Genomic DNA, 16,358 nt, shown 5'->3' on the forward strand with positions numbered 1-16,358 from the left:
AGGGTACTCACATGCGTGTCGTTCGTGTTGGTTTGATCGGGCTTGGCGAAGTCAGCCAGCTCATGCATCTGCCGATCCTGGCCGATCATCGCCATCTGTTCGAAATCGCCGGCGTCTATGACGTCTCGCCGAGCCTGACGGCCTACTGCTCGGCCCGTTATCCCGGCGCAAAGAAGTATGAAACGGCGGAAGCGCTTGTCTCCGCGCCTGATATCGATGCCGTTTTCATCCTGACGCCGGACCAGACACACAGCTTCTATCTGGAGATGGCGCTGAAAGCGAAGAAGCACGTCTTCCTGGAAAAGCCCGCCTGCCTGACGCTCGGCGAAATCGACGCGGTGGCGCCGCTGGCGGACGCCACGGACCGGCTGCTTTTCGTTGCCTATATGCGCCGCTATTCGCCAAGCTTCCTGCGCGCCAAGGCGATGATGCCAGCGCAGAACGATGTGCGTTACGTCCGCGTCCGCGACATCATCTGCGAAGGCCCGTTCTTCATTCGCCAGACGCGTAACATCTTCTATCCTGATGATCTCGACGCCGCGTTCCTGGCGGAATCCCGTGCGCAGACGACGGCGCTTTTGAAGCAGGTGGTCGGAGACGATGCGCCCGCCGATCTGATGCGCGCCTACCAGGTGCTGACAGGGCTTTCGTCGCACAGCCTTTCGGCCATGCGCGAATTGATCGGCCTGCCGAAGCGGGTGATTGCCGCCCATCACAAATGCAACGGCGAATCCATTGTCGCGATGTTCGACTATGGCCACTTCACTGCGATCTACGAAGCCCTGATCGACAACGTCGCCCGCTTCGACGCGCGCATCGAGGTGCTGTCCGATCGCCGCCAGCTACGTGTCAGCTACGACACGCCCTATATCCGCAACCTGCCGACCGCGCTCGAAGTAATCGACAGCACCGATACCGAGACCGAAACACGCACCTTCGGGCCTGACTATACCGATCCCTTTGCCCTGGAGCTGCGTGCCTTCCACGATCATCTCACCAATGGCACCAAACCGAAGACGACGCTGTCGGACTCGCGCGAAGACCTGGCGTTGATGGCCGAGATCGTCGGTCGCCTGCGCGAGAGTTCGGGGCTATAGCTGGACACGTTTCACACACTAGAGTTGTATCGACATGGCAAAACGCGAAACCGCACGTGACCGCATCCTCACCGCCGCCGAAGCGATCGTCGTCGGCAAGGGCGTATCATCCCTCACCTTCGACGAAGTGGCGGAACAGACCGGCCTCAGCAAGGGCGGCATTCTCTACCACTTCGCGAGCAAAGACGCGCTGGTGCGGGCAATGGTCGAGCGTTTCGTCTACCGTTTCGAGACCGGTCTCTCCGGCCTCGAAACCGAGGACGAGGACCCGCATGGCCGCTACACCCGCGCTTATGTGCGCGCCACGCTCGGCGAGGCCACAAGCACCGGCGATCAGTACGACCGCCTGGGTGCCAGCATCACCGCGGCGCTGTCGAACTTCCCCGACCTTCTGGAGATCGTGCGCCAGCAAAACATCCGCTGCCAGGCATCCGTCGAAAACGACGGGCTCGATCCGGTCGAGGCGACGATTACGCGACTGGCGGTGGAGGGCATGTGGCTGGCGGAGGTCTTCAACGTCATGCACCTCGACCCCGAAATGAAGCGCGCCGTCACCGCCCGGCTTTTGGAGCGGACGCACGCGCAAGCACCGCCGAAATAGCGCGCGTCGCGCGCTGACATCCCCCCGCATCGGCGCGCCTCTGGCGCCCAAAACCAAGGAGTTTTCCGATGGGATACAAGCCGTCTCCCCGTCCTGTCTTCGATCGTCCCAGCCACATTCCCTATGCCGGCGTGACGCGGCATCTCTGGGGCGAAGAAAATGCCGGTCTCGTCGATGACTGGATCTACGCCTCGACGGAAAGCATCCACCAGATCGTATTCGGCATGCAGCCCGGCGGTTGCTTCAAGCATACGGAGGCCTTCCGCACGATCTTCGGGGCGGACGAGCTTCTCTACGTGCTGAGCGGCACGCTCGGCCTCGCCAACCCAGAGACGGGTGAATTCTGCATCGCGAAGGAAGGCGAGGCGCTGTTCTTCCGCAAGGACACCTGGCACCATGGCTTCAACCTTGGCAACGAGCAGGTCCGCGTGCTGGAATTCTTCGCGCCGCCGCCGGCCAAGGGAACCTCGGGCCCCTATGCGCGCACCAAGCCATATATCGAGATCGAGCAGTCGCGTTATGGCCAGAGCGAGTTCATCGGCCGCTGGCCGATGGAGGCCGAAGCGCAGCGCAAGACCAGGACGATCCATCCGATGCGCGACGCCGACCTGCTCCTGAGCCTCGATCGGCAAACGCAGGGCGCCTATACCGGCCTCTACTGCGCGACCGACCAGTTGACCGTCGGCAAGACGACGCTGCTTTCGGGCAAACGCACCGGCATGGAGCGCCACAAGGGTGACGAATGCCTCTACGTGGTGTCGGGCACCCTGAACATCCACGTGCCGGATGCCGAGGGCCAGGTCTGGTTCGAGCTCAACCCGCGCGACGGCTTCTATATTCCGGCGGGTTTCGATCACCAGTATTTCAACATGACCGGCGACAAGGTGGAGTTCGTCTTCGGCGTGGCGCCGGAGTACTGATCTCGAACAAAAAATACGGCAGTACCCGCTGGATACTGCCGTATTTGAAAACAGGAAGTCGTCCGAGAGGAACGTTGCTTCCGAAACCAGTCGGCGGCCGTTAGGCCGCCTTCTTTGCGTCGAAGGGGATTTCGATGTCGACGGCGAGCGTCGAGACCTGGGGGCCGCGTTCCATCGTGACCCGGACCTTGTCGTCGTCGATCTGCATGTGCTTGGAGATCGCCTGGAGGATTTCGTCGCGCAATTTGGTGACGAGGTCGCTATCGCCGGCGGATGCGCGCTCATGGGCGAGCAACACCTGCAGCCGTTCGCGGGCTGCCGGCGCTGACTGTGTGCGGGAGAAGAAACGGAAAAGGTTCATGCCGCTTTCCTTCCGAAAATCTTGCCGAGGAAGCTGCGCTTCTCGCCGGGAATGGTGATCGGCAGGGCTTCGCCCTTGAGCCGGCGTGCCGCGTCGAAATAGGCCAGCGCCGGGGCGCAACGATTGTCGGCGAGCGTCACCGGCGAGCCGACGTTGGAGGCACGCAGCACGTCAGCGCTTTCCGGGATGATGCCCATCAGCGGGATCGACAGGATTTCCAAGACGTCGTCGACCTTCAGCATGTCGCCGCGCTCGGCGCGAACCGGGTCGTAGCGGGTCAGCAGCAGGTGCTTTTCCATGCGCTCGCCGTTTTCGGCCTTCAACGTCTTGGAGTCGAGCAGGCCGATGATGCGATCGGAGTCACGCACTGACGAGACTTCCGGATTGGTCACGACGATGGCGATATCCGCATGGCGCATGGCGAGCGTGGCGCCACGTTCGATGCCGGCGGGGCTGTCGCAGATGACCCAGTCGAAGGCGTTCTGAAGGGCGGCGATGACCTTCTCGACGCCTTCCGGCGTCAGGTTGTCCTTGTCGCGGGTCTGGGAGGCCGGCAGCAGGTAGAGCGTCTCCAGGCGTTTGTCGCGGATCAGCGCCTGCGACAGCTTGGCCTCGCCCTGGATCACATTGACCAGGTCATAAACGACGCGGCGTTCCGCGCCCATGACGAGATCGAGATTGCGAAGACCGACGTCAAAGTCCACGACGACGACCTTCTCGCCGTTCTGAGCGAGTGCGGCGCCCAGTGCGGCGCTGGACGTCGTCTTGCCGACGCCGCCCTTGCCCGATGTAACTACGACTACCTTGCCCATTCGTCTCTCCAAGTATCTAAGAATTCGCCTTCGCCTACATCCTCATGACCCCGGCCGGATCGACCTGAATCACCAGATGCGGATGGCAAGCATCCACACCTTTCCTTGCCTCGGCCTAACCGAGTGTTCCGGCCTTCAGCTCTTCGCCGTCGAGCCAGATCTGCACGGCCTTGCCACGCAGGTTCTGCTCCATGTCGTCGGCCGTCTTGTAGAAGCCGTCGATCGCAATCAGTTCCGCTTCGAGCTTACGGCAGAAGATCCGCGCCGAAGCATTGCCCGTGGTGCCGGCCATCGCCCGGCCGCGCAGGGCGCCGTAGATATGGATCGAGCCGCCGGCGACGACTTCGGCGCCCGAAGCGACAGAGCCGATAATCGTCACGTCGCCTTCGGGGAAGAACAGCGACTGGCCGGAACGCACCGGCTGAGTGACGACGATCGACGGCGTCGCCTTGGTGGCAAGCGGTTCTGCCGTGATCACGGCTTCCGCGGCTGCTTCCGCTTCCGGCGTCTCGGCCTTTTCGGCCTGTTCCGCCATCTTGGCTTCGTAGTCCGCCGCCGGGCGACCGTCGGTCATCGCGGGTGGAAGGTCGGCGCCGAGCAGCGACTGGCGCGCGCCCTCGATGCCCATGATCCGGACATTACGTTTGCCGAGCTGGTCCACGAGTTCGCGCAGTTGCGAACGGTCGATTTCGAGGCCATCGACGTCGAGCACGACCGGACGCCGCAGGAAGAAGCCGGCGGAGCGGGAAGCCAGATCGTCGAGCCGGGTAAGCCAATCCTCGAGGGGGAGCTCGGGGGTCAGCGCTAGCGCAAGGAAGGATCGCCCCTTGAGGCGGATCGGCCGGGATTCGGTTAACACATCGTTCATCTTGGTAAATTTTCCGTTGCTTCGATGTACCGAGGAAATGGTTAACAAATGGTTAATTCGGCATTACGAAGGTTAATGAGATGGCTCGCGCGGGCGGCCTGTCGGCACTGAAAAACAAGGGAAATCGCTCTTCGAAACAGAGCGAGCTTTTAACCGTTGTTGCCCTTGCGAGGGCGGATTTGACCCTCTGCTGCGCGCCGCCGAGCAGGTGAATCACCCATCCCGGTGCATGCGAATCGCCCGGCCTTGCGAAGGGAGTTGACATTGGAGTGCTAAAATAAGAACATAACGTGAACAGATGGAGGTTTCCCATGAACCGGAGAGAAACCATGACCCATACGGAAGAAGTGATCGAACGCGCCATGGCTGCCGTCGCAGCCGCCCGGAAGAAGCGGGAACGCGAAGCGGAATGGCGCAAGCGCACGTTTGGACGCATCGACATGACGCCGCCGCTGCCGCGTCTGAAGCGCGGCGGCGTGCAGCTCTCGCTGCGGCTCGACGGTTCGACGCGCTGACAGTGAAACGGTTGTCTTGCAACCGGCGAACCGAGGAAAATGCTGGAGCGCCCCGGGCGTTGGTCGGCCTGGGAGCCTCAGTTGTCCGCGGGCGATGATAAGATGATAAGCGGATCGAGACGAAGCTTCGAGAGGACTGATTATGAGGCATCGTCGAAGCATCGACCTGATGCCGCGCGAAAATGCCGCCGATTACGGGTCGACCCTGGAGCTTTTGCCGGAATGGTATGTGCTGGTGGCGAAATGCGGAAAGTGCCGGCATCAAGGGCGAATTGAGCGTCGGGCAATTGCCGGCACCCACGGATGGGGCGTCGACCTCAACTCCATTGGCCGAACGCTCAAATGTTCGCGCTGCGGAAACAGGGAAGGGAACAAACTGCTGATTGGCAAGTTGCCCCGCGACTAGTGTGGCAGATGGCACGGGAAGCGACGGAGCTCCCGCGCGCTTGGTTCGGTGGAGCGGTCCGCGCTTTCAAGGTAAGATCATCCGCTCCGGCTGATGCTCCAGAGTATGGAGACACCAACATAAAGTATCCATTCATAATTTTTTGGCGTATATAAGTCGTCGATCTCCTGCATTTCGAGATCACGGATGTTTGTTAACGAAAGTTATCAACCGTGATGCGGAAGAGAGAAAGTGAATCTGGAACAATTTATTATTCTCTTCGTTGAGTTGGTGATCGAACGAAAGGATGAGATCATGAAGAAGCTTGTAATCACGGCGGCTGTTGCTGCTCTACTGGCAGGCTCCGCCTTTGCTCAGGACACCAACAAGCAAGCCGGTACGGCTGCAGGCATGGCCGGTGGCGCGGCAGCAGGTGCTGTCGTCGGTGGCCCGATCGGTGCCGGTGTCGGCGCCGTGGTGGGTGGCGCGCTCGGTGGGGCGCTGACGCCTCCCCCGCCGGAAGTGGTCACCTATGTCGAGCAGCAGCCGGCTCCGCCGTCTGTGGTCGTGCAGGAACGTGTCGTGGTCGGTAAGCCGATCCCGTCCGCCGTCGTCCTGATGCCGGTCCCGGAAAATCCGCGCTATGCCTATGCGGTCGTCAACGACCATCGCGTGATCGTGGAGCCGCAGTCGAGAACGGTGGTTCAGGTCATCAACTGACCCAAGGCTCGATAGTCTTTTCTCTGGGGCGGCGTTCAAGCGCCGCCCTTTTGCCGTTCCATTTGGCTGCCCCTAGTTCGCGCGCCCGGACGTCTCGAATTTCCGACCACATCTTTTTCAATCTCGACAAACTTTGGAATATTCTCGGGATTTCTAATATATTTTTCAAAATAAATTGCCTATATTTCTTGTATATATTCTGCATTGCTTTGTTTCGTCACTGTAATACATTTTGATTCAGGATTTATATTTTGCAAATTGAATGTATTCATGGGTCGATCGAAGGAGATGGCGGTATGGCGAAGATCGTAGGCTCGTCTGCGAGCGATGTTTTGAAGGGCACCGCGGAGAGCGACCACATCTGGGGCCTGATCGGCATGGACACGATCGATGGCGGCGGCGGTGACGACTTTATCAACGGCGGGGCGCACGACGACACCTTGACGAGTTCGAGCGGCTGCGACCGCATCGACGGTGGCGACGGCAGTGACCAGATCGTTCTCACCGGGACCGGCGGTGCTGTTACGGGAGGCCGGGGCTTCGACGGTCTCGTCGTCGATTTTTCACAAACCGCCGACCGGATGGTCTTCAACGGCGCCAGCGGCCATGGCTATGTCGGCGACCCAGGCGTCGCCAGCCAGCACGTCTTCTTCCACGATATCGAGTGGCTGCGCCTTCTAGCCGGCAGCGGTGACGACCGGATCACCGGGACCGCCGGCAGCGACCGGATTTCGACCGGTGCCGGCAGCGACGTCGTCCACGCAGGCGCCGGCAACGACATCATCACCAATACCGGCGGTCACGACCGTCTCGACGGTGGTGACGGAAACGATCGCTTCGTTCTCGTTGGGACGGGCAGCACGGTCTTCGGCGGTGCTGGGGACGACACGCTGGTCGTCGATCTCTCGGGATCGACCGCTCCGGTCGTGTTCAACCTGGAAAACGGACACGGCCTCATCGGAGAGGGGACGCTCCAGGAGCGACACCTCTTTGTCCAGCATCAGGATGTCGAGCAGGTTGTGTTGCTGACCGGACGCGGAAACGACCGTGTTACGGGAAGCGCGCGTGACGATGTTATCGAAACGGCAGGCGGCAGCGATTTCGTCGATGCCGGGGCGGGTGACGACAGGATCACCGACGGGAGCGGCGCCAACCGTCTCTTTGGCGGCGACGGCGATGATGGGATCACCTCCACCTTCTACTCAGCCGAAATCGACGGCGGCGCGGGCCAGGACTGGCTCTATATCAGCGAGATGGCGCGCACCAGCGATCTCACCATCGATTTCGCCGCCGGCAAGGTTTCGACCGGCACTGTGCTACGCGGCTTTGAGCAGGCGAACCTCGCGCTGGGAAGCGGCAACGACCGGGTCATCGCCGGCGATCTTGCCTATCTCACGGTCGAGGCCGGTGCTGGAAACGATCACCTCGAAGGCGGCGCCGGGCGGGACGCGCTTTATGGCGAGGACGGCAATGATTACATTCACGGGGGAGCCGGAAACGACTCGATCGTCACGGGCGCCGGCGACGATGTGGCCTATGGCGGCGATGGAATGGACACACTTGCCAATACCGGCGGCAGCGATGTGCTCGATGGCGGCGCCGGCGACGACTGGCTGCAGGACACCTTCCCCGGCAGCGGCAGCCTCGGTGTTGCGTCGATCCTGCGCGGCGGCGCCGGCAACGACACGATCAATGCCCGATACCTCGGCGAGGTCGATGGCGGCGAGGGGCGGGATCTGTTGAACCTCAATTTTGGCGCCTTGCCTGAGGCGACGGATTTCGATGCGGCGCGTGGCGTAACGCATACCGGGCTGACCTTCGCCAATATCGAATATTTCAACATCTCGAGCGGGCGCTACGACGACGTGCTGCGCGGCGCCGACGACAACGATACCTTCTATTCGTCGAGCGGCAACGACATCCTCGATGGGCGCGGTGGCGATGACAAGCTGCAAGGCGCTTCGGAAAACGATCAACTCTTCGGCGGCGACGGCGCGGACTTCCTCGACGGCGGTTCTCAGGAGGATTTGCTGAGCGGCGGCAACGGCGCCGATCGGCTGATGGGCGGCAGCGGTGCCGACACCTTTTACTGGTCGTCGGAAACCTCCGGTGAAGCGGGCCTCGATCGCATCCTCGATTTCTCCGGCGGGCAGGGCGACCGTATCGCTTTTTCGCAGGACGCCGAGGATGCAACGGGCATTCACAGCTATGCCGACTTTCTCGCTGCCGCGCACGATACCGTCGATGGCGTGTTCGTCGCCTTCAACGGCTCCGATGTCGAAGGCATTCTGATCGAGGATGTTTCGCTTTCGGTTCTGACGGAAAGCGATGTCGTCTTCGGCCTCGGCTGACGTTTCTTTTGCCGGGCCTCAAGTACTCGGCGGTTCGCTCGTGTCTGGGGCGTCGCCGCTCTCCCTTGTCAGGCGCCCATCGATCAGATGAAGGCGCCGGTCCATGCGCGCGGCCATGCCGAGATCGTGGGTGACGGCCACCACGGTCTTTCCCTTTTCACGGACGAGGGCCTCCAGGATCTTGAACACCTGTTCCGAACTCTGGCTGTCGAGGCTGCCGGTGGGCTCGTCGGCGAGGATCAACGGTGGATCATTGGCAAGCGCCCGGGCTACCGCCACGCGCTGGCGCTGGCCGCCCGAGAGCTGATCGGGCCGCTTGTCCAGGTGATCGGCAAGGCCGAGTGCGGCAAGCAGGTCGCTCGCCCTCTCGCGCATCTCGTTCCGGCCAAGGCGACCGAGCTTGCGCATGGGGATCTCGACGTTTTCGCGGGCGGTGAATTCCGGCAGCAGGAAATGAAACTGGAAGACGAAGCCGATATTGGCAAGCCGCGTGGCAGCCCGTTCGTCCTCGTTCATCTGCGCCGTGTCGCGGTCGCGGATCGCGAGCGAGCCGCTCGTCGGCCGGTCGAGCAGGCCGAGCAGATAGAGAAGCGACGACTTGCCGGAGCCCGAGGGGCCGGTGACCGCGACGAATTCCTGCTCGCCGACGCTCAGGGATATGTCCTTCACCAGCGTGACCGGCACGGTCTCTCTGAGGATGCGCGTCAGATCCTTTGTCTCGATCAGCGTGCTCATGTCGCGCCCCGGATGATGTCGACAGGATTGGCACGGGCAGCGCGCCGTGCCGGCAGGTAGCCGGCGACCGCTGCCGATCCGAGCGCGAAGGCGGCGGCGATCAGATAGTGCAGCATGCTCCAGGCGATCGGTAGCCGCGTCATTTCCTGGCCGGTCGCAGCGAGCTCGAAGCGCACCAGCGAGAGCGCATAGATCATCGCGAAGCCGAGCGCCCAACCGAGAAGCGTACCGGCCGTGGCGATCGCCACGCCTTCAAGCACGAAGAGGAAGCGCATGTCGGCCTCGGTGAAGCCAAGCGACTTCATGATGGCGATGTCGCGCGCCTTCTCGTGCGTGATCGTCGAGATGATGTTGAAGATGCCGAAGCCGGCGACCAGCATGATCGCCGCGACGACCGTGTACATGATCACATTGCGCACGACGAGCGCTTCCAAGATCGACTCGTTGGCCTCCTGCCAGGCGACCGCCTTGTAGCCGAGCTCGGCCTCGATGCGCCGCGCCACCGCCGGGGCTGCATTCGGGTCGTCGAGCTTGATGTTGATCTCATTGATCGCGTTCGGCCGGGCCGAGAGGATCTGCGCGTTCTTCTGCAGCACATAGGCTTCGCCTTCGTCGCGGGCTGTCGTGCCGGTGTGGAAGAGGCCGACGATCTTGAAGCGGCGGCTGAGCCCCACCGAGGAGACGGCGGTGATCGTATCGCCGAGCTTGGCGCCGAGCCGCGAGGCCATGGTGTCCCCGACCACCATATTGTTGCCGCTGGCGGCAAGGGCCGCGAAACTGCCGGCCTTGAAGTCTCCGATGATCGGCGAAATCCGTGGCTCGGCCTGCGGGTCGATGCCGATGACCGCGGCGCCGACCTCCTGGCCGGAGTAGCGAATGACGCCTTGCGCCTTCAGGGTCGCGGCAAAGCGGCCGGGGATCCAGCCGTCAAGCCAGGAGAGCGCCGCGGTGGGATTGATGATGCCGCGGCGGTCGTCGCGCGGCCGAAGGCCGGAGATGGCGGCGGCATCGAACAGATCTTCTGCCGGCTGTCGCCGCGCCGTGCGCTGCTCATCGGTCACCTGCACATGCGGCATGGTGTCGACGAGCTGGCGAACGAAATCGTCCTGCCCGCCCTGCATCAGCGCTGCCATGGCGATGGAGAAGCCGACGCCGACAGCCACGCCCAGCATCGCGACGATCGTCTGCCGGCCCCGCCCGGAGATGTGCGTCAGTGCGATGTCGAGGATGAGGCGCATGGCGGGCTCATTTCTCCGGGGCGGGCATGGCCTTGACGCGCGTGCCGTCGGCGAGGCCGGTCGGGAAGGGTGAGACGATGCGCGCGTCGCCTGTGAGCCCGGAGAGAACCTCGACGCCATCGGCGCCGCGTATGCCTGTTTTCAGTTCATGTATCCGGGCGCGATTACCGTCGATCACCGCGGCCTTCGTTCCCTCCAGCGCCACGGTCGGGATGACCAAGGCGCCATGCGACACACGCACGATGATGTTGACGTCGGTCGACATGCCGATCCGAAGCGGCGTGTCGTCGGGAAGCCGAAAGCGCACGCGATAGGTCTTCGTCACCGGGTCGCCCTTGGGCGTGATGCTGTCGACCGTCGCTTCCAGCTTGCGGTCGGGAAAGGCATCCGACCGCAACAGCGCCCGCTGACCGACTTCGACGCGTGGAATGTCCTCTTCGTTGACGTCGGCCGTGACGATCAGCGGTTTCGGCTCGCCGACCCAGAAGAGCACCGTGCCGAGATCCGCGACCTCGCCGATCTCACCGTCCTGCCTGAGCACCTGTCCGGCGCTCGGTGCCCTCAGCACATAGGTGGCGAGCCGCGCCTGACGACCGGCCACGAGCGCCTCGAGCTGGCCGAGTTCGCTGCGGGCCCGGTCGACCTCCTGTTCGCTGATCGTGCTGCGTTCCGCGAGCGCGACCTTGCGCCGGTATTCTTCCTGCGCCAGCGTCAGGCGCGCCTGGAGTTCGCCGAGCACTGCCCGCGCTTCGGTGTCGTCGAGGCGGGCGAGCACATCGCCCCTGGCGACGCGCTGACCCTCGCAATCGCACTGCTCGACGATCCGCTCGGCGACCGTTGGGGTAACCTTTGCCCAGGTGCGCGGCTCCACAACGCCGTCGGCATAGATAATCTCTGCCGCATCGCCGCGCTTCGGCGCGACGACGGACACGGGAACCGGGCGAAACAGATACCAGGAGGCAGCCGCGCCGATGGCAACGACGATCGCTGCTCCGATTGCATAACGAGCCAGCCGCACGAGACGCTCCTTGAATGCTCTCTATCCGTTCTGTATAAATAGACCGACGGTCGGTTTGTTTCAAGGATGCCGATTTTCGGCCCCTTGGGGAGCCTCGTGGACCGGATAGCGAACCCGTGCCAAGCCGCTGTTCTGGGAGTGCTTTATGGTCAGAACGAAAAAATCGCCGGAAGTCCGATCGAACGAGCTGATCGATTGCGCCGAGCGGCTGTTCTTCCAGCATGGCTACGAGAATACGACGGTCAACGACGTCATCCGCGAGGCCAATGTCTCCAAGGGGGCCTTCTACCACTATTTCGTTTCGAAGGAGGCGCTGCTGGAGGCGGTCGCCACCCGTCTGGCTCAGCGGAACCTTAGGGAATTGCAGCCGCTGTTCGAAGACCCGTCGCTGGATGCGGTCGGGCAGCTGAACGCGCTTTTTGCCGGCTCGCGGCGGCTGAAGCTCGAAATGGCGCCGCAGCTGAAGAATACCTTCAACGCCCTCTTCAAACCGGAAAACATCGCCCTCTATCACCGCATCGATGAGGTTCTGCTCGCCGTCAGCATACCTCTGGTCGCCGAGATGCTGCGCCGCGGGCACGAGGAGGGAACGCTCGATGCGCCCGATCCGGAAGCCTCCGCCCTGATGCTGCTGCAGTTGCGGCTGAGCGTCGCCAAGGTGATGCACAAGGCGCTGCAGCGCTACGAAGCCGGCGACGTCGATGGGGCGGCGGCGATGCTCGACGGCTGGATGCGGACCTACGGAACCGCCATAGAGCGTTTTCTGAAACTCCCGGACGGGTCGATCGAAGTGACCGAGCCCGGTTTTGCCCGCGCCTTCCTCGAAGCGTGAGCTGCGAGGGCGTGTCTCAGCTCTTTTGCGCGGCGCGCAAGGCGGATGCCGGATAGCGCAGTGTCGGATCGAAGGGATTGAGCTTGCTGCTGATCGCCTGTGCCTCGGCCTTCAGCAAATCGGTGATGGTGCCGCTCCGTGTATCGGTCAGGCGGGATGCCAGCGTGCCGATGCTCAAGGAGGCGACCGCGATGCCGTTGCGGTCGAGCACGGGAACGCCGAGACCGGCCATGCCCTCGATCATCTCGAAATTCATCTGCGCGGCGCCGATGCGCCTGACCTCCTCGATCTTGATGCGTAGGTCCACCTCGTCGATCGCGGCGCGATCCATGATGCGTGGCATGTTGAACTTGATGATCGCCTCGCGCTCTTCCTCCGGCAGGTGAGCGAGGATGGCGATGCTGCCCTGGCCGATGCCGAGCGGCACCTTGCCGCCGATGTCGCCGGTAAAGGAGCGGATCGGGAAGGGGCCCTCGACCCGGTCGAGGCAGATCGCATCGAAATTGCTGCGCACCAGCAGGAAGACGGTGTCGTTGAACGTGGCCGAGAGCCTGAGCAGCGACGGCCGCGCGATGTCGAGAATACCTTCGCGCCTTCGCGCCTGCGACGCGATCGAGAAAAACTCCAGCGACAGGCGATAGGACTTCCCCTCCGGCATCTGCTCGACAAGCCCTTCGGCGATCAGGCTCTTCAGCAGGCGGTGGGCCGAGGGCTGGGTGAGATTCAGCCTGCGCGCGAGATCGATCACCCGCACACCCTCGCTCGCGTTCTCCGCGAGGTCTTTCAGGATGTGGATTGCCTTCGCGAGGCTGGAGCTTCCTGCATTCTCTGATTCCGACATTTGCGCGCTTCTCTCGAATTTCACACGAAAGGATTCCGTATATCGGATTTTTCTAACAAAAAATTCCGAAATAGAAAATTGCATTTGTGTTTTTCGTCAATTTCCTGGAGTTAAATCACAAGCCTTCTCAGGGTGGGTGCGCCAAAGCGTGGATAGCTGACCGGCTATCGCGATCGCGAAACCGCGCCTTCGCCGGCGCGACCTGCGCCCGGCGGAGATCCTGTCATCTGAGAGGCTTGATGGTTGACGACGCGTCGCAGCCGCCGGGATCGCCGACAAGAAAAACGGGGCGGGCGATCCCTGGGGTAGCGGCCCACGGGAGAGTGAGCATGAGTTTCCTGAACCTTGAGAAGATCTCCAAGTTCTACGGGTCGGTGGCGGCCGTTCACGATTTCGATCTGGCGGTCGAAAAGGGCGAGTTCATCTCGCTGCTCGGGCCCTCGGGCTGCGGCAAGACGACGACCCTGCAGATGATCACCGGGCTCGTACGTCCTTCCGCCGGTATCATCACCATGGGCGGGCGCGACATCACCCACCTGCCGCCGCCGCAACGCGAACTCGGCGTCGTCTTCCAGAGCTACGCGCTTTTCCCGCACATGACGGTCGCGCAGAACGTCTCCTTCGGCCTGGAGATGCGCAAGGTCGCAAAACCGGAGCGCGACAAACGCATCAAGGATATCCTGGCCCTCGTCCATCTCTCGGCACTTGCCGATCGCTACCCGCGTGAGATGTCGGGCGGCCAGCGCCAGCGCGTGGCGATCGCCCGCGCCCTCGTGATCAATCCGCCGGTACTGCTGCTCGACGAGCCGCTCTCGAACCTCGACGCGCAGCTTCGCGAAGAGATGCAGTTCGAGCTGCGCCGCATCCAGCAGACGGTCGGCATCACCACCATCATGGTGACGCATGACCAGGCGGAAGCGCTGTCGATCAGCGACCGCGTCGTCGTCATGGAAAAGGGCCGCATCACCCAGGTCGATACGCCCTATGAGCTCTACGAGCATCCGCGCAACGACTTCATCTCGTCCTTCGTCGGCAAGTCGAATTTCCTGCGCGCGACCTCGGCCTTCAACGGCAAGGGCGCGTCGATCAGCATCGACAACACACAGGTCCGCTTCAACACCGACCGCCGCGAGCCGGACGGCAAGGTCTCGGTCTTCATCCGCCCGGAAAAACTGCGGCTGACTGAGCCTGGCGCGGGCCAGATTCAGGGCAAGGTGACGACACGCTATTTTATGGGCAGCCAATGGCTGGTCAGCGCCGAGACCCCGGCCGGCGTCCTCGCCGTCGCGGTTCCCAATCTCGGTGCGCCGCCGCCGGTGGAAGGTGAATCCGTCGGGCTCGCCTGGCAGAACGCCGATTGTCGTGTCCTGGCGGGAGCGGCCAAGTGATGGGCGCTGCGACCTCCGCCATCAAACCGCGCCTGCTTGCGCCCCTCGCCCTTTCCGGCCCGGCGACGCTGTTCTTCATCGGCCTTGTTCTCTTGCCGCTGCTGCTGACGATCATTCTTTCCTTCAACAGCTACGACTACACGGCCGGCATCCAGAGCGACTTCACCTTCGCCAACTACCTGACCGTGCTGCAGGACGAATATTACCTCGCGACCTTCTGGCGGACGCTTCGGCTGGCGCTTCTGACGACCGTGATCACCGTGCTGATCGGCGTGCCGGAGGCCTACGTTCTCTCGAACATGCGCAAGCCCTGGCGGTCGATCTTTCTCCTGGTCATCATCGGCCCGCTGCTCGTTTCCGTGGTGGTGCGCACCTTCGGCTGGAGCATGCTGCTCGGCAAGAACGGCTTCGTCAACGGTGCGCTCGCCATCGTCGGCCTCAGCCCCGTTCAGCTCCTCTACACCGAGACGGCGATCGTCATCGGTCTCGTGCATATCATGCTGCCGTTCATGGTAATCCCGGTCTGGACCGTGCTGCAGAAGCTCGACCCGACGGTCGAGGCGGCGGCCCTCACCCTCGGCGCCTCGCGCTTCACGGCCCTTCGCCGCATCGTCTTTCCGCAAGCGGCCCTCGGCATCCTCTCGGGCAGCCTGATCGTCTTTGCCCTCTCGGCCAGTTCCTTCGCCATCCCCGGCCTGCTTGGCGGCAGGCGGCTCAAAATGGCGGCGACACTCGTCTACGACGAGTTCCTGATCGAGCTGAACTGGCCGCTTGGCGCGACCATCGCGATCATCGTCCTCGTTGCCAATCTTGTCATCATGCTCGCCTATAACCGCCTGATCGAGCGGCAGGCAAAGCGCAAGCTGGGTTGAAGCCATGCAGAGAAACGGACCCATTGCTCTTGCTTTCCATAGCCTCGTCGTCGTCTTCATGCTGGCGCCGATGGTTGTGGTCTGCCTCGTGGCCTTCACGCCGGAAAACACCCTGGCGATGCCCTGGAACGGCCTTTCGCTTCGCTGGTTCGAGGCGGTCTTCCATCACGGCGACTTCATGTCGTCCTTCGGAAACAGCGTTCGGCTTGCGCTCCTGTCGGCCACCATCTCGACGCTCTTTGCCGTGCCCGCGGCGCTCGCGATCACCCGCTACGAGTTTCGCGGACGCGAGGCGCTGAACGCACTCTTCCTGTCGCCGCTCATCATCCCGCACCTGGTTCTCGGCGTTGCCTTCCTGCGTCTCTTCTCGCTGATGGGTATGGGTGGATCTTTCGGCTGGTTGATCGCCACCCATGCGATCGTCGTCACGCCCTATACGCTGCGCCTGATCCTGGCGTCGCTGACCAGCATGGACCGCAATGCCGAGAATGCGGCGCGCACACTGGGGGCTGCGGAGTGGACGGTGTTTCGCCGGATCACGATGCCGCTCATGCTGCCAGGCATCAGCGGCGGCTGGTTGCTCGCCTTCATCAACAGCTTCGATGAGCTGACCATGTCGATCTTCGTGACATCGCCGTCGACGGTAACGCTGCCGGTCCGCATGTACATGTACGCGAGCGAATCCATCGACCCGATGATGGCGGCCGTTTCCACGCTGATGATCGCGCTTGCGACCGTCACCATGATCGTTCTCGATCGCCTGTTCGGTCTCGACCGGCTTCTGGTGGGCAAGGGCTGAGAACC

General features: G+C 62.7%; 17 protein-coding genes. 10 read left to right on the forward strand and 7 right to left on the reverse strand.

Annotated elements, in window-relative coordinates; all coding sequences use genetic code 11:
- Positions 1 to 11: 11 nt before the first annotated feature.
- The 3 genes from AB4Z53_RS30315 to AB4Z53_RS30325 all read left to right on the forward strand — a co-directional run bounded on the left by AB4Z53_RS30315 (position 12) and on the right by AB4Z53_RS30325 (position 2,618).
- The gene (locus tag AB4Z53_RS30315) at positions 12 to 1,097 is read left to right on the forward strand and encodes a Gfo/Idh/MocA family protein (protein WP_441599118.1); all 1,086 of its coding nucleotides are present in this window, start codon (positions 12 to 14) and stop codon (positions 1,095 to 1,097) included.
- A 34-nt stretch (positions 1,098 to 1,131) separates the two neighbouring features.
- Positions 1,132 to 1,698, forward strand: a complete 567-nt coding sequence (locus tag AB4Z53_RS30320) for a TetR/AcrR family transcriptional regulator (RefSeq protein WP_043618747.1) — start codon at positions 1,132 to 1,134, stop codon at positions 1,696 to 1,698.
- Between the two features lie 68 nt (positions 1,699 to 1,766).
- Positions 1,767 to 2,618, forward strand: coding sequence for a cupin domain-containing protein (locus AB4Z53_RS30325; RefSeq protein WP_441599119.1), 852 nt, complete (start codon positions 1,767 to 1,769; stop codon positions 2,616 to 2,618).
- Positions 2,619 to 2,718: 100 nt separating this feature from the next.
- Here the strand turns inward: AB4Z53_RS30325 and minE are convergent, their stop codons facing one another.
- The 3 genes from minE to minC form a co-directional block, all read right to left on the reverse strand.
- Positions 2,719 to 2,979 (reverse strand): cell division topological specificity factor MinE, encoded by a 261-nt coding sequence (gene minE, locus AB4Z53_RS30330; RefSeq protein WP_034798387.1) that lies wholly within the window; start codon positions 2,977 to 2,979, stop codon positions 2,719 to 2,721.
- Positions 2,976 to 3,791 carry a septum site-determining protein MinD gene (gene minD / locus AB4Z53_RS30335; protein WP_291155737.1) on the reverse strand — a complete coding sequence of 272 codons (816 nt, stop codon included), beginning with the start codon at positions 3,789 to 3,791 and terminating at the stop codon, positions 2,976 to 2,978. The genes minE and minD overlap by 4 nt, the downstream gene beginning before the upstream one ends.
- A gap of 115 nt (positions 3,792 to 3,906) precedes the next feature.
- Positions 3,907 to 4,659, reverse strand: a complete 753-nt coding sequence (minC, locus tag AB4Z53_RS30340) for a septum site-determining protein MinC (protein WP_441599120.1) — start codon at positions 4,657 to 4,659, stop codon at positions 3,907 to 3,909.
- Positions 4,660 to 4,988: 329 nt separating this feature from the next.
- On the opposite strand from minC, the gene AB4Z53_RS30345 reads away from it, so the two are divergent.
- The 3 genes from AB4Z53_RS30345 to AB4Z53_RS30355 all read left to right on the forward strand — a co-directional run bounded on the left by AB4Z53_RS30345 (position 4,989) and on the right by AB4Z53_RS30355 (position 8,630).
- Complete coding sequence (locus tag AB4Z53_RS30345) at positions 4,989 to 5,174, forward strand: hypothetical protein (RefSeq protein WP_441599121.1); 186 nt, start codon at positions 4,989 to 4,991, stop codon at positions 5,172 to 5,174.
- Between the two features lie 700 nt (positions 5,175 to 5,874).
- Positions 5,875 to 6,279, forward strand: coding sequence for a DUF1236 domain-containing protein (locus tag AB4Z53_RS30350; RefSeq protein ID WP_441599122.1), 405 nt, complete (start codon positions 5,875 to 5,877; stop codon positions 6,277 to 6,279).
- 296 nt (positions 6,280 to 6,575) lie between these two features.
- On the forward strand, positions 6,576 to 8,630 hold the full coding sequence (locus AB4Z53_RS30355) for a calcium-binding protein (RefSeq protein WP_441599123.1): 2,055 nt from the start codon (positions 6,576 to 6,578) through the stop codon (positions 8,628 to 8,630).
- Positions 8,631 to 8,648: 18 nt separating this feature from the next.
- Here AB4Z53_RS30355 and AB4Z53_RS30360 read toward each other — a convergent pair whose 3' ends face one another.
- The 3 genes from AB4Z53_RS30360 to AB4Z53_RS30370 are packed head-to-tail and all read right to left on the reverse strand — an operon-like array spanning position 8,649 to position 11,621.
- On the reverse strand, positions 8,649 to 9,365 hold the full coding sequence (locus AB4Z53_RS30360) for an ABC transporter ATP-binding protein (RefSeq protein WP_291155722.1): 717 nt from the start codon (positions 9,363 to 9,365) through the stop codon (positions 8,649 to 8,651).
- Entirely contained in the window at positions 9,362 to 10,603 is a 1,242-nt protein-coding gene (locus AB4Z53_RS30365) for an ABC transporter permease (RefSeq protein ID WP_441599124.1), read from the reverse strand. Before AB4Z53_RS30365 ends, AB4Z53_RS30360 begins: the two co-directional genes overlap by 4 nt.
- 7 nt (positions 10,604 to 10,610) lie before the next feature.
- Positions 10,611 to 11,621, reverse strand: coding sequence for an efflux RND transporter periplasmic adaptor subunit (locus AB4Z53_RS30370; RefSeq protein WP_441599125.1), 1,011 nt, complete (start codon positions 11,619 to 11,621; stop codon positions 10,611 to 10,613).
- A 145-nt stretch (positions 11,622 to 11,766) separates the two neighbouring features.
- Between AB4Z53_RS30370 and AB4Z53_RS30375 the strand changes: the two genes are divergently transcribed.
- A complete protein-coding gene (locus tag AB4Z53_RS30375) occupies positions 11,767 to 12,453 on the forward strand; it encodes a TetR/AcrR family transcriptional regulator (RefSeq protein ID WP_441599126.1) in 687 nt (228 codons plus the stop codon).
- 16 nt (positions 12,454 to 12,469) lie between these two features.
- Here the strand turns inward: AB4Z53_RS30375 and AB4Z53_RS30380 are convergent, their stop codons facing one another.
- Positions 12,470 to 13,294 carry an IclR family transcriptional regulator gene (locus AB4Z53_RS30380; protein WP_113540817.1) on the reverse strand — a complete coding sequence of 275 codons (825 nt, stop codon included), beginning with the start codon at positions 13,292 to 13,294 and terminating at the stop codon, positions 12,470 to 12,472.
- 329 nt (positions 13,295 to 13,623) lie between these two features.
- Between AB4Z53_RS30380 and AB4Z53_RS30385 the strand changes: the two genes are divergently transcribed.
- From AB4Z53_RS30385 to AB4Z53_RS30395, 3 genes are read left to right on the forward strand one after another with little or no spacing between them, the layout of a single operon-like run.
- A complete protein-coding gene (locus AB4Z53_RS30385; protein ID WP_441599127.1) occupies positions 13,624 to 14,682 on the forward strand; it encodes an ABC transporter ATP-binding protein in 1,059 nt (352 codons plus the stop codon).
- On the forward strand, positions 14,682 to 15,554 hold the full coding sequence (locus AB4Z53_RS30390; RefSeq protein WP_113540819.1) for an ABC transporter permease: 873 nt from the start codon (positions 14,682 to 14,684) through the stop codon (positions 15,552 to 15,554). Before AB4Z53_RS30385 ends, AB4Z53_RS30390 begins: the two co-directional genes overlap by 1 nt.
- 4 nt (positions 15,555 to 15,558) lie before the next feature.
- Complete coding sequence (locus tag AB4Z53_RS30395) at positions 15,559 to 16,353, forward strand: ABC transporter permease (protein ID WP_441599128.1); 795 nt, start codon at positions 15,559 to 15,561, stop codon at positions 16,351 to 16,353.
- Positions 16,354 to 16,358: the final 5 nt, after the last annotated feature.

It is taken from the genome of Ensifer sp. 2TAB8 (genome assembly GCF_052115125.1).
In the GTDB taxonomy this organism is placed as follows: domain Bacteria; phylum Pseudomonadota; class Alphaproteobacteria; order Rhizobiales; family Rhizobiaceae; genus Ensifer.

Bases quoted from the DNA above. Each gene is read 5' to 3' on its own strand.
- AB4Z53_RS30315 (WP_441599118.1), top strand. From the start codon at position 12: ATGCGTGTCGTTCGTGTTGGTTTGATCGGGCTTGGCGAAGTCAGCCAG.
- AB4Z53_RS30320 (WP_043618747.1), top strand. From the start codon at position 1,132: ATGGCAAAACGCGAAACCGCACGTGACCGCATCCTCACCGCCGCCGAA.
- AB4Z53_RS30325 (WP_441599119.1), top strand. From the start codon at position 1,767: ATGGGATACAAGCCGTCTCCCCGTCCTGTCTTCGATCGTCCCAGCCAC.
- minE (WP_034798387.1), bottom strand. From the start codon at position 2,979: ATGAACCTTTTCCGTTTCTTCTCCCGCACACAGTCAGCGCCGGCAGCC.
- minD (WP_291155737.1), bottom strand. From the start codon at position 3,791: ATGGGCAAGGTAGTCGTAGTTACATCGGGCAAGGGCGGCGTCGGCAAG.
- minC (WP_441599120.1), bottom strand. From the start codon at position 4,659: ATGAACGATGTGTTAACCGAATCCCGGCCGATCCGCCTCAAGGGGCGA.
- AB4Z53_RS30345 (WP_441599121.1), top strand. From the start codon at position 4,989: ATGACCCATACGGAAGAAGTGATCGAACGCGCCATGGCTGCCGTCGCA.
- AB4Z53_RS30350 (WP_441599122.1), top strand. From the start codon at position 5,875: ATGAAGAAGCTTGTAATCACGGCGGCTGTTGCTGCTCTACTGGCAGGC.
- AB4Z53_RS30355 (WP_441599123.1), top strand. From the start codon at position 6,576: ATGGCGAAGATCGTAGGCTCGTCTGCGAGCGATGTTTTGAAGGGCACC.
- AB4Z53_RS30360 (WP_291155722.1), bottom strand. From the start codon at position 9,365: ATGAGCACGCTGATCGAGACAAAGGATCTGACGCGCATCCTCAGAGAG.
- AB4Z53_RS30365 (WP_441599124.1), bottom strand. From the start codon at position 10,603: ATGCGCCTCATCCTCGACATCGCACTGACGCACATCTCCGGGCGGGGC.
- AB4Z53_RS30375 (WP_441599126.1), top strand. From the start codon at position 11,767: ATGGTCAGAACGAAAAAATCGCCGGAAGTCCGATCGAACGAGCTGATC.
- AB4Z53_RS30380 (WP_113540817.1), bottom strand. From the start codon at position 13,294: ATGTCGGAATCAGAGAATGCAGGAAGCTCCAGCCTCGCGAAGGCAATC.
- AB4Z53_RS30385 (WP_441599127.1), top strand. From the start codon at position 13,624: ATGAGTTTCCTGAACCTTGAGAAGATCTCCAAGTTCTACGGGTCGGTG.
- AB4Z53_RS30390 (WP_113540819.1), top strand. From the start codon at position 14,682: ATGGGCGCTGCGACCTCCGCCATCAAACCGCGCCTGCTTGCGCCCCTC.
- AB4Z53_RS30395 (WP_441599128.1), top strand. From the start codon at position 15,559: ATGCAGAGAAACGGACCCATTGCTCTTGCTTTCCATAGCCTCGTCGTC.